We start from the raw sequence: 12,028 nt of genomic DNA on the forward strand, positions 1-12,028 counted from the left end.
CGCGCCCTACTCCCCGAGCAGGGCCCGCACCCGCTCCTGGCCCACGGCGAGCAGCAGGGTGGGCAGCCGCGGCCCGGTGTCCCGGCCGACCAGCAGGTGGTACAGCAGGGCGAAGAACGACCGCTGGGCCGTCTTGATCTCCGGCGGCAGCTCCTTGGGCGTGGCGTCGGCCGCGAATCCGGCCTGGACCTTGGGGACGCCGTAGACGAGGTGCGTCAGCCCGTCCAGCGACCAGTGCTCGGCGAGCCCGTCGAGCAGCAGCCGCACCGACTGCTGGGAGGCCTCGTCGAGGGACTTGAGCAGCTCGGCGTCGGGCTCGTCGCGGACGATGGTGCGCTGGTCGGCGGGGACGTGGGTGTTGATCCACGCCTCCGCCTTGTCGTACCGGGGCCGCGCCTCGTCGAGCGAGCCGAGCGGCTGCTCGGGGTCCAGCTCGCTGAGGATGCGCAGCGCCTGGTCCTCGTGGCCGGCGGTGATGTCGGCGACGGACGCGAGCGTGCGGTACGGCAGCGGACGCGCGGTCCGCGGCAGCTCGGCGGCGGCCGTGCCCACGGCCCGCGTGTACGCGGCGACGTCGCCCGGGAGCGCGGAGCCGTCGGCGACCTTGCCCGCGAGCTTGTCCCACTCGTCGTAGAGCCGCTGGATCTCCTGGTCGAAGGCGATCTTGAAGGACTGGTTCGGCCGGCGCCGGGCGTACAGCCAGCGCAGGAGCTGCGGCTCCATGATCTTCAGCGCGTCGCCCGGGGTGGGCACGCCACCGCGCGAGGACGACATCTTCGCCATGCCGGAGATGCCGACGAAGGCGTACATCGGGCCGATGGGCTGCTTGCCGCCGAAGATCCCGACGATCTGCCCGCCCACCTGGAAGCTGGACCCCGGGGAGGAGTGGTCGACGCCGCTCGGCTCGAAGACCACGCCCTCGTACGCCCAGCGCATCGGCCAGTCGACCTTCCAGACCAGCTTGCCGCGGTTGAACTCGCTCAGCCGGACCGTCTCGGTGAAGCCGCAGGCGGTGCAGGTGTACGCCAGCTCGGTGGTGTCGTCGTCGTAGGAGGTGACGGTCGTCAGGTCCTTCCCGCAGTTGCCGCAGTACGGCTTGTACGGGAAGTAGCCGGCGGCGCCGGAGCTGCCGTCGTCCTCGGCGGCGGCGCCCGAGCCCTCCTCGGCCTCCAGCTCGGCCTCGTCCACCGGCTTCTGCTGCTGCTTCTTGGCCGGGGCCTTCTTCGTCCGGTACTGGGCGAGGATCGCGTCGATGTCGCCCCGGTGCTTCATGGCGTGCAGGATCTGCTCGCGGTAGACACCGGAGGTGTACTGCTCCGTCTGGCTGATCCCGTCGAACTCCACGCCCAGCTCGGCCAGCGAGGCGATCATCGCGGCCTTGAAGTGCTCCGCCCAGTTCGGGTACGCCGATCCCTTCGGCGCCGGCACCGAGGTGAGCGGCTTGCCGATGTGCTCGGCCCAGGACTTGTCGACGCCCGCGATGCCCTCCGGGACCTTGCGGTACCGGTCGTAGTCGTCCCAGGAGATCAGGTGCCGGACCTGCCGGCCGCGGCGGCGGATCTCGTCGGCGACCAGGTGCGGGGTCATGACCTCGCGCAGGTTGCCGAGGTGGATCGGGCCGGACGGGGAAAGACCGGACGCGACGACCACCGGTTTGCCGGGGGCCCGTCGCTCCGACTCCTCGATGACGTCATCCGCGAAACGGGAGACCCAGTCGGCGGTCTCGGTGCTCTGAGCCACGATCGGCACGTCCTTCTTTCTGAACGCTTCTTGAACGGGGTGACCTTCCCATTCTCCCAGACCGCCCGGCGGCCGGGAAAACGCCTTTGTGCCCCATGGGATACTGGCCGGGTCTATCCATCCCCACGAGGAGAACGGCACCCCTTCCTATGGCCTCGGTCACGTCCCTCAGCGATTCCGTCCAGCAGCGCCTCGCGTCCGCCCTCTCGGCCACCCTGCCGGAGGCCGCCGGCGCGGACCCGCTGCTGCGACGAAGCGACCGGGCGGACTTCCAGGCCAACGGGATCCTGGCGCTCGCCAAGAAGGCCGGGTCCAACCCGCGGGAGCTGGCGACCCGGGTCGTCGCCGGGGTCGACTCGGGCGACGTGATCGAGGACATCGAGGTCTCCGGACCCGGCTTCCTGAACATCACGGTCTCCGACCGGGCGATCGTGGCGAACCTGGCCGCGCGGTACGCGGACGACACCGGCCGCCTCGGCGTGCCGCACGCCGCGAACCCCGGCACGACGGTGATCGACTACGCCCAGCCGAACGTGGCGAAGGAGATGCACGTCGGCCACCTGCGCTCCGCGGTGATCGGCGACTCGGTCGTCCAGCTCCTGGAGTTCACCGGCGAGAACGTGGTGCGGCGCCACCACATCGGCGACTGGGGCACCCAGTTCGGCATGCTCATCCAGTACCTGGACGAGCACCCGCACGAGCTGGACCACAAGGACGCCCAGGTGACCGGCGAGCAGGCGATGTCGAACCTCGACCGCCTCTACAAGGCCGCGCGCAGGCTGTTCGACTCCGACGAGGAGTTCAAGACGCGGGCCCGGCGCCGGGTGGTCGACCTGCAGGCGGGCGACCCGAAGACCCTCGCCATGTGGCAGAAGTTCGTGGACGAGTCGAAGATCTACTTCTTCTCCGTCTTCGAGAAGCTGGACATGGAGATCCGGGATGCCGACATCGTCGGCGAGTCCGGTTACAACGACATGCTCGCCGAGACCTGCCGGCTCCTGGAGGAGTCCGGCGTCGCGGTGCGGTCCGAGGGCGCGCTGTGCGTCTTCTTCGACGACGTCAAGGGCCCGGACGGCAACCCGGTCCCGCTGATCGTCCAGAAGTCGGACGGCGGCTACGGCTACGCGGCGACCGACCTCTCCGCGATCCGCGACCGCGTGTTCAACCTGAAGGCGAACACGCTGCTGTACGTCGTCGACGCCCGTCAGGCGCTGCACTTCCGGATGGTCTTCGAGACCGCCCGCCGGGCCGGCTGGCTGAACGAGGACGTCAAGGCGCAGCAGCTCGCGTTCGGCACGGTCCTCGGCAAGGACGGCAAGCCGTTCAAGACGCGTGAGGGCGAGACGGTCCGCCTGGTCGACCTGCTGGACGAGGCGATCGAGCGCGCGTCGGCCGTGGTCCGCGAGAAGGCCCAGGACCTGTCCGAGCGGGAGATCGCCGAGCGCGGCGCCCAGGTGGGCATCGGCGCGGTGAAGTACGCGGACCTGTCGACGTCGGCGATCCGGGACTACAAGTTCGACCTGGACCAGATGGTCTCGCTCAACGGCGACACCAGCGTGTACCTGCAGTACGCGTACGCCCGTATCCAGTCCATCCTGCGCAAGGCCGGCGAGGTCCGCCCGGCCGCGCACCCCGGGCTGGAGCTGGCGGAGGCCGAGCGCGCGCTGGGCCTGCACGTGGACGCGTTCGCGGAGACGGTGCGGGAGGCGGCCGCGGAGTACGCCCCGCACAAGCTGGCCGCGTACCTGTACCAGCTCGCCTCGCACTACACGTCGTTCTACGACAAGTGCCCCGTGCTGAAGGCCGAGACGCCGCAGCTGGTGGAGAACCGCCTCTTCCTGTGCGACGTGACGGCCCGCACCCTGCACCAGGGCATGGCCCTGCTGGGCATCAGGACGCCCGAGAAGCTCTGACGGCGGCGCCCGCGCCGTGACGGCCCGTCCTCACTTCGGGGGCGGGCCGTCCCCGTGCAGCAGCCGTTCGCCGTCGTCGACGGTCTTCTCCAGGGTCGTGAGCACCTTCCGCCACGCCGCCTGCTGGCCCTGGAGCATGTCGAAGTACTCGTTCACCTGGGCCCGGTTGTGGCCGTACTGCGCGGCGGCGGGGAACAGCGCGGAGAACTCCGGGCCGCGTCCGCGGGGCATGTGGTAGCTGCGCTGCCTGGCCTGCTCCGCCGCCCTGACGGCCAGTTCCGAGACGCGCCGCCAGCGGACGTCGAGGTCCCGGCCCTCGTCGAGCAGCTCGGTGATCTCCCGGATCCGCTGCACCAGGACCGCCATGCGGTCCCACATCCGGTCGAGACCGGCCAGCGCGGCCTTGAGCCGCTGTGCCACCTCGGCGGGCTCGTATCCGTACGGCTCCTCGTCGAAGCGCGGCAGCACCCGCTCGCCGGGCCGTCGCTCGCGTACGGCGCCGTTGCCCTGCACCGCCTCCTCCCTCGTCTCGGCCAGGATCCGCTCCGCCTCCTCGCGGGCCTCCTCGCGCAGCCGGTGCGCCTCGTACTGGGCCTGTGCCTGGATCAGCGCGGCGTCGCTCTCCGCGCGGGACCGGATCAGCTCGGCCTCCCGGGCGGCCTCCTGGCGGGCCACCTTGCGCAGGGCCGCGCAGTCCGCCTCCGCCCGCAGCCGCATCTCCCACACCTTGTCGATCAGCCGCCCGGCGGCCGAGCCGGCCGGGCCCAGACCCGCGAGGTCCGGTGTGTCGCCGCCGGACGGCAGCGGGCCGTCTATGAGCAGGGTGACCAGGGCGTCGGCGACCGCGGCGGCGTCCCCGGGGCGATCGGCGGGGCTCTTCGCCAGCAGACCGACGATGAGATCGTTCAACGCCCCGGGCAGGCCTTCGACGAGAGCGTCCGGCGGTACCGGGACGTCGTCCAGCTGCATGCGGAGCACGGCGATCTGGCTCTCGCTGACGAACGGCGGCCGGCCGGTCACCGCGTGGTACAGCAGGCACCCGAGCGAGTACAGGTCGCTGCGGTGGTCCAGTTCCCGTACGCCCTCGGCCTGTTCGGGCGACATGTACGGCGGTGAGCCGAGCGGGGTGCCGGTCGCGGTGAGGTAGTGCACGCTCATCGCCTCGCCAACGAACTTGGCGACTCCGAAGTCGAGGACCTTGGCGGCGCCCTCGGGGGTCAACAGGACGTTGGCGGGCTTGATGTCCCGGTGGATGACGCCGTGCGCGTGCGCGGCCACCAGCGCCTGCGCGATCTGCACGGCCCAGCCCGCGGCCGTCCGCCACGGCGTCGTCCCCGGGGACGTCTGCAACCGCCGTTGCAGCGACTGCCCCTGGACGCGCTCCATCACCAGGTAGAAGACGTGGCGGCCGCCCACCGTCCCGTCCCCCCAGTCGTGGACGGTGACGATGTTGGGATGGGAGAGCCGCGCGGCGAGCCGCACCTCACGCCGGAACCTGGCCTGCCGTTCGGCCTCCCCCGCCCCGAACATGCCGTTGACGAGCTTCACCGCCACCTCGCGCTGCAGCCGCTCGTCCTGCGCGGCCCACACCTCGCCCACGGCGCCGTAGCCGAGCAGCTCTCCGATTCTGAAGCGCTCGTCGAGGACCGCGCCCTGCACCCGTGCCTCCCCCTCAGCGCTCGGCGTCGCCGGACGTGCCGTACGAGCCGCCCGCCAGCCGGCGCAGCCGCCGCGCCTCGTCCTCCAGGCGGCGCACGACCTCCGCCGCGCCGCTCGCGCCGTCGGCGAGGCCGCTGGCCGTGAGCTGGGCGGCGAGCGAGTCGAAGTAGTGCGCCGTGTAGAACAGCCGGTCGTCCAAGTCGAGGTTTCCGGCGAACCGCGGGATGCCGCCGTCGGTGTCGTCCAGGACGCGGTTGATCGCGCCGACTATCTCGTCCCGGGCGTCCGGGGTGAGCGCGACGGCCCGTTCGGCCTGGGCGATGATCGAGTGGCAGGAACGGGCGACCTCGCCGAGCAGCCGGGTGTCCCGGTTCTGGAAGCTGACCGTCACCGACTGGAAGCCGAAGACGTTGCCCTGCACCAGGCGGTCCCCCGCCACGCCGGGCTCGTACCGGCGCAGGTCGATCGCGCTCGTCGCGCCCAGCGCCGCCCGGAAGCAGGGGTGGATGTGGAACTCGGTCTCGTGCGGCTGCACGGGGAGGTCGTTGCCTCCGGCGAAGACGACGTCGTTGCCGCGCCGCACGCCGAGGAAGCCCACGTCGTAGAGGACGTCGATGACGCCGCTCAGGGTCAGCGCGTCGGCGTAGGCGGGGAACAGCCGGTGCAGGGACTTCTCGGCCGCCTCGAAGCGGCTCTGCAGCGCCGCGCGGGAGACCAGGTAGCCGGCGTTCTGGAAGAGCGGGAACAGGTGCTTGAGGAAGGGGTGCCCGACCAGGTACTCCAGGGACAGGTCCTTGAGTTTCCACGCCGAGAACTGCAGCTCCGCCTGGCGGACGTCCTCCGGGGTGATCCGGTCGCGGCCGTGGGTCAGCCAGGCCGTCTCCTGACAGAGGTTCAGGAACTGGATGGCGTCGCGCGGCCGGGGCAGACAGCGGCGGAACAGGTAGGCGCCCGTCTCCTCGTTCCCCACGGACGCCGGGAAGACCTCGGTCCACAGCTGCTCGGCGGTGAGCCGGCCGCCCGCGGACGCCCGCGCGCGTGCCAGCGCGAGGTCCCGCAGGGCCGTCTGCGACCAGGTGATCCGCAGCTCGTCCCCGTGGATCTTGTCCCCCTCGCCGAACGACAGGGAGTCGTAGATGTCCGCGCGCAGGAACAGCAGGAGCCGTACGGACAGTCCGTACAGGCCCGACGCGTGGGTGGCCGCCAGCAGCAGCCCGATCACCATCGAGTTGCTGTCCCGCTCGGCCGACCACACGCGTTCCAGCTGGTCGACCATGAGGAGCAGCGGCTTGTGCTCGGTGGCGCAGTCGAGGTCGGTGAAGGCCTCGGCCACGCCCCGCTCGACGAGCTCCAACTGCCGTGCGGCCAGCGCGCCTTCCGACGACGCCCTCCCGAGGTCCAGGCCCGCCTTGACGCCGAACGCCTCCAGGGACAGGGAGGTCCGCAGCCCCGTCACCCACTGCGCCAGCCGGTTGCCCTCCAGTTCGCCGTTCTGCTTCAGGAACTTGGCGAGCGTCCTCACGGACTCCGGCTTGTAGCCGTGCGCGTCCTTGGCGTGGGCCACCAGATGCCGTGCCGCGTGCACGGCGAACACGTACCGCCAGATCAGCGCCTTGGCCGAGTCGCCCGGCAGCCCCGCGAGCTCGAACCGCCGGATCTCCTCCCCCGCGGTCTCGTCCGGGGTGACCAGCGCCTTCCCCGGATAGTCGTCCTCACCCCCGTCCGCCATGAGCTGCATGCAGATGGCGCTCTTGCCCGATCCCTTGCGGCCGATGATCAGCATCTTCCGCCCGTCGACGGCGGCCCGGTACGCCGCGTTGGGCAGGAAGCCGCCGCGCAGGAGCAGCCCGTCCTGCACGTCCCGCTCGGCGTCCTCACGCCCGAAGTGCACACGCGCGAGTAACGGCTCGTCGGCCATCTCGTCCCCCCAGAAGTCCGCCCCCGTCTTGCTGAGGACACGGTAGCGAGGGAGACGCCCCGGCAGAGCGGGAACTCGCACCCCAGGAGTTTTCCGGTTTAGCGTGCCGTGACCCCCTCCCGCCGGAGCCGTAATTCGTTTGCCCAGGCCGGAGGTGGGCGCTCCACTGTGTCCGGGCACCACGAGCCGTGGTGCCGGTGTCCCGAGGAGGCAGCGGCAGCGATGGAGATACGTCCCACGACCGACAGGGATCTCGACGTCTTCGTCGACACGGTCCACTCCGCCTTCGGGCGCTTCCCGGAGACCCCGGTCGAGGGCGGCGGACTCTGGTGGTCGGCGCTCGAGACGGACCGTTGCGTGCTCGCCGTGACGGCGGACGGGCGGCCCGTCGGCACCGCCGGCGCCTACTCCTTCGAGCTCACCCTGCCCGGTGAGACCCTCGTCCCGGCCGCCGGGGTGACCGCCGTCGGCGTGCTGCCCTCGCACCGGCGTCAGGGCGTGCTCAGCGCGATGATGCGGCATCAGCTCGGCGAACTGCGCGCCCGCGGGGAGTTCCTCTCCGTGCTGCTGGCCTCCGAGGCTCCGATCTACGGCAGGTACGGCTACGGACCGGCGACCTACACGACGCGGCTGACGGTGCCGCGCCACCGGGCCGCCCTCGCCGTGCCCCGAGCGCGCGGCGGGGACCGGGCGCCGGCGGACGGCTCGGACGGCGGCTCCATCGAGGTGCTGCGCCGGGCCGAGTGCGGCGAGATCCTGGAAGAGGTCTACGACCGGTACCGCCGCGCCCAGCCCGGCGCGCTGTCCCGGCCGCACCGGTGGTGGGCCCTGCGCGCGGGGCAGCCCCCGATCTCGCCGGCGCCGCGCCATGTGGCCGTCCACCGGGACGCCGACGGCGTCCCGGACGGGTACGCGAGCTACTCGCTGGACGCCGGCACCCTGACGGTCGACGAGACCGTCGCCGGCGACGACGCCGCCTTCACGGCGCTGGCCCGGTTCGCACTCGGACACGACCTGGTCTCCCAGGTCGTGTTCAAGCACGTCCCGCCCGGACATCCGCTGCGCTGGCGGTTCGCGGACTTCCGCGCCGGCGAGGTGAGCGGCGACACGGACTGGCTCTGGGTGCGGCTGCTGGACGTCCCGCGCGCGCTGACCGCGCGCGGCTGGTTCGCGGACGGCGAGCTCGTCCTCGACGTCGAGGACCCGTTCCTCGGCGAGCACGCCCGCCATCTGCTCACCGTCCGGGACGGCAGGGCCGAGTGCGTCCCGACGGACCGGGCGCCCGACCTGTCCCTGGACGTGCGCGACCTGGGCTCCGTCTACCTCGGCGGCACCGCCCCGAGCACACTGGTGCGCGCCGGCCACGTCCAAGCCCACCGTCCGGACGCGGCCGCCCTCGCCGACACCCTCTTCCGCTCCGACCGCACCCCGCACTGCCTGCACTGGTTCTGACCGCGCGGGTGGCGGCCCGGCCGCCAACGGCGTTGTCAGTGGCGGCCCTTACAGTCACCGGCATGGCGACTCTTCCCAACCCGCTGCCCTCTCTGGCGACCGACCCCAGCGGACGTTCCCTCGGTCTGCGGCTCCCGCCCGGCAGGCTCGTCGACGCGACGGACGACGGCCCCTGGCACGAGCCCCTGCTGTGGCACGCGGACAAGCAGGCCGCGCCCGGCACCTGGGCCGCCCTGGGCGCGCCCGCCGCCCGGGCCGGGCTGCTGCCGGTCCTCGTGGAGCTGGGCGGATCCCAGGGCGGCCCGGAGAACTGGGAGTTGCTGCCCGGTGAGATGTCCTACCCCGGGGACCACGACCCGGAGGAGGTCCTCGCGGAGTACTGGGGCGACGAAGGGGCCGAGGACGAACCCGGCGCCGAGGCCGGGTCCGACGGGGAACCGGCCGAGCCGCTCGAGCCGTTCGGGGCCGCGTGGCCGGGCCTCGCGCCGGCCGGCGCGCTCACCGCCGACCCCGGGACGCGGGCGGCGCGGGTGGCCGACTCCCTGGCCGGGGCGACGTGGCTGAAGGACGCGCGCCTGGCCCTCGTCCCGTCCCGTCGCTCCGCCGACATCCCGGCCGCGATCGGCTGGACCGGACCGCTCAACCACGAGAACGACGTGGCGCGGCTGTGCGCGGTCCTGCGCTCGTGGGAGGACCGCTTCGGCATACGCGTGGTGGCCCTCGGCTTCGACGTCCTGGTGGTGTCGGTGGCCGCCCCGCCGAGCACCCTGGCCGACGCCGAGGCCCTGGCGGCGGAGCACTGCGCCTTCTGCCCGGACAACGTCGCCCAGGGCGAGCCGGGCGGCCTGCGCGCCTACGCCGAGAAGCTCGTCGACGAGCAGATCTGGACCTTCTGGTGGGACTGAGCCCCGGCGCCGCTCACCGGTGAGCGCGCCCGTACATGCCCGAGGCCGCCCGGACGACGCTGGCCGGGCGGCCTCGGGACGGCGTGTGCCGAAGGGCGCGGCACGGGTGCCGCGGGCCGGGCGTCAGACGAGCGCCGGGGCCGCCTTCGGGTTCGGGCCGTACTTGTTGTCGCCGGCCTCGCTGTCCAGGCAGTAGAAGACCAGCAGGGTGATGGGGCCGGCGAGCGGGATGACACCGAAGAGGATCCACCAGCCGGAACGGCCCGTGTCGTGCAGGCGGCGCACCGTGACACCCCAGGCGGGCAGCAGGAGCGCGAGGACGACGACGCCGGCGACGGCGATCAGGGCCGGCGTCTTGGTCGCGGCGCCGATGCCGCCCAGCACGATGTAGATGAGGTACGCGAACAGCGAGAACAGCCAGAACTCCTTGCGGCGCGCGCGGCCGCTGAAGACGGCGTACTTCTTGAGAGCGGCGAGGAACCAGCTCATGACATCCCCCCAGGGATCGACGTTCAGCCCATCCCGGAGTGGATCAGGCCAGGCGCAGACATTAAGGGGTTGGCAGGAGCGCGTCATACACAGTCGAACCGTGCGTCCGGACGGGCTTCAAACATCGTTTTCAGGACAGAAACACCCATGATCACGGGCTGCCCGCGGAACCATCACCGGACGTTCGCGAAATCGCACTCGTTCCGTTGCCGAAACGACAGCACACCGCAGCCGGGCCGCCGCCGTTTCGGTACCGGAACGATCTCCAACCGTGTCCGTCAGCGCAGCTTTCGCGCCACTTCGGTCGCCCAGTAGGTGAGGATGGTCCGCGCCCCGGCCCGCTTGATGCCGGTCAGCGTCTCGAGGACGGCACGGTCCCGGTCGACCCAGCCCTTCTCGGCGGCGGCCTCGATCATCGAGTACTCGCCGGAGATCTGGTAGGCGGCCACGGGCACGTCCACGGCGTCGGCGACCCGGGCGAGGATGTCGAGGTACGGTCCGGCCGGCTTGACCATCACCATGTCGGCGCCCTCGGCGAGGTCCAGTTCCAGCTCCCGCAGGGACTCGCGCCAGTTGGCGGGATCCTGCTGGTACGTCTTGCGGTCGCCCTGGAGCGAGGAGGCGACGGCCTCGCGGAAGGGGCCGTAGAAGGCGGAGGAGTACTTGGCGGTGTAGGCGAGGATGGCGACGTCCTCGCGGCCGATCTGGTCGAGCGCGTCCCGGACGACACCGATCTGCCCGTCCATCATCCCGCTGGGCGCGACGACGTGGGCGCCCGCGTCGGCCTGCACCTGGGCCATCTCGGCGTACCGCTCGAGCGTGGCGTCGTTGTCGACCCGCCCCTCGGCGTCCAGCACCCCGCAGTGGCCGTGGTCGGTGAACTCGTCCAGGCACAGGTCGGACATGACGAGCAGATCGTCGCCCACCTCGGCCCGTACGTCGCGCAGCGCGACCTGGAGGATCCCGTCCGGGTCGGTGCCGACCGTGCCCTGGGCGTCCTTCTTGCCGTCCTCCGGCACCCCGAACAGCATGATCCCGGAGACCCCGGCCTCCGCCGCCTCCACCGCGGCCTTCCTCAGGCTGTCGCGGGTGTGCTGGACGACGCCCGGCATGGCCGAGATCGGCACCGGCTCGCCGACGCCCTCACGGATGAAGGCCGGCAGGATGAAGTCGGCGGGGTGCAGTCGCGTCTCGGCGACCATGCGCCGCATGACGGGCGAGGTCCGCAGTCGCCGGGGACGCGTACCGGGAAAAGATCCGTACTTCGTCATGCCTTCTACGCTACGCCCGCCTTGGGACCACCTTTGCCGACGGCCCGTCGGCGCCGGCCGCCGGCCCGGGCGCTCAGTCGAGACAGAACTCGTTGCCCTCGACGTCCTGCATCACGATGCACGACTCGTTGTGCTCGTCGGCGACCAGCACCCGCACGCAGACCGCGCCGAGCGCGACCAGCCGTGCGCACTCGGCCTGGAGCGTGGCGAGCCGCTCGTCCCCCACGAGTCCCGTGCCCGCCCGCACGTCGAGATGCACCCGGTTCTTGGCGACCTTGCCCTCGGGGACGCGCTGGAAGTACAGCCGAGGGCCCGCACCCGAGGGATCGACGCAGGCGGCCCACGAGCCCTGCTCCTCCGGCGGCAGCGAGCGGCCGTAGTCGTCCCAGGTGGCGAACCCTTCCGGGGGCGGTGGAAGTACGTACCCCAGCACCTCGCACCAGAAGCGGGCGACGCGCTCGGGTTCCGCACAGTCGAAGGTGACCTGGAACTGCTTGATCGATGGCATCGGCGCACCCTAACAGCCGCCGATCACCAACTCACCCGATTATCCCGAGCGTTGAAGGTGAGGGCGACTCGTGGACGACGGCGCCGGGCGGGCTCCCCGTCCCGCCTCGGGGAAGGTCACAGAACGGGGAACCCACCGGTGATTCGCCCGTTCGGCCGCTGCCGGATGCGGCG

9 protein-coding genes are annotated in these 12,028 nt (G+C 71.9%); 3 read left to right on the top strand and 6 right to left on the bottom strand.

The window, feature by feature from the left end:
• Positions 1-6: 6 nt before the first annotated feature.
• Entirely contained in the window at positions 7-1,749 is a 1,743-nt protein-coding gene (gene lysS / locus ACZ7JA_RS04250; protein WP_351667532.1) for a lysine--tRNA ligase, read from the bottom strand.
• A 140-nt stretch (positions 1,750-1,889) separates the two neighbouring features.
• On the opposite strand from lysS, the gene argS reads away from it, so the two are divergent.
• A complete protein-coding gene (gene argS / locus ACZ7JA_RS04255) occupies positions 1,890-3,653 on the top strand; it encodes an arginine--tRNA ligase (protein WP_351667530.1) in 1,764 nt (587 codons plus the stop codon).
• A 30-nt stretch (positions 3,654-3,683) separates the two neighbouring features.
• Here the strand turns inward: argS and ACZ7JA_RS04260 are convergent, their stop codons facing one another.
• Complete coding sequence (locus ACZ7JA_RS04260) at positions 3,684-5,312, bottom strand: serine/threonine-protein kinase (RefSeq protein WP_450743108.1); 1,629 nt, start codon at positions 5,310-5,312, stop codon at positions 3,684-3,686.
• 13 nt (positions 5,313-5,325) lie between these two features.
• Positions 5,326-7,311, bottom strand: a complete 1,986-nt coding sequence (locus ACZ7JA_RS04265; protein ID WP_470807093.1) for a P-loop ATPase, Sll1717 family — start codon at positions 7,309-7,311, stop codon at positions 5,326-5,328.
• Positions 7,312-7,452: 141 nt separating this feature from the next.
• On the opposite strand from ACZ7JA_RS04265, the gene ACZ7JA_RS04270 reads away from it, so the two are divergent.
• Positions 7,453-8,682, top strand: a complete 1,230-nt coding sequence (locus ACZ7JA_RS04270; RefSeq protein ID WP_470807095.1) for a GNAT family N-acetyltransferase — start codon at positions 7,453-7,455, stop codon at positions 8,680-8,682.
• 62 nt (positions 8,683-8,744) lie between these two features.
• Positions 8,745-9,587: a DUF4253 domain-containing protein gene (locus tag ACZ7JA_RS04275; RefSeq protein ID WP_470807096.1), complete on the top strand. Its 843-nt coding sequence runs from the start codon at positions 8,745-8,747 to the stop codon at positions 9,585-9,587.
• Between the two features lie 123 nt (positions 9,588-9,710).
• Here the strand turns inward: ACZ7JA_RS04275 and ACZ7JA_RS04280 are convergent, their stop codons facing one another.
• From ACZ7JA_RS04280 to ACZ7JA_RS04290, 3 genes are all read right to left on the bottom strand, one after another.
• Positions 9,711-10,076 carry a DUF805 domain-containing protein gene (locus ACZ7JA_RS04280; RefSeq protein ID WP_351667522.1) on the bottom strand — a complete coding sequence of 122 codons (366 nt, stop codon included), beginning with the start codon at positions 10,074-10,076 and terminating at the stop codon, positions 9,711-9,713.
• A gap of 278 nt (positions 10,077-10,354) precedes the next feature.
• Complete coding sequence (gene hemB / locus ACZ7JA_RS04285) at positions 10,355-11,347, bottom strand: porphobilinogen synthase (RefSeq protein ID WP_470807098.1); 993 nt, start codon at positions 11,345-11,347, stop codon at positions 10,355-10,357.
• Between the two features lie 73 nt (positions 11,348-11,420).
• Positions 11,421-11,855 (bottom strand): VOC family protein, encoded by a 435-nt coding sequence (locus ACZ7JA_RS04290; RefSeq protein WP_351667518.1) that lies wholly within the window; start codon positions 11,853-11,855, stop codon positions 11,421-11,423.
• Positions 11,856-12,028: the final 173 nt, after the last annotated feature.

The sequence above is a fragment of the Streptomyces sp. NPDC038135 genome, assembly GCF_055601245.1.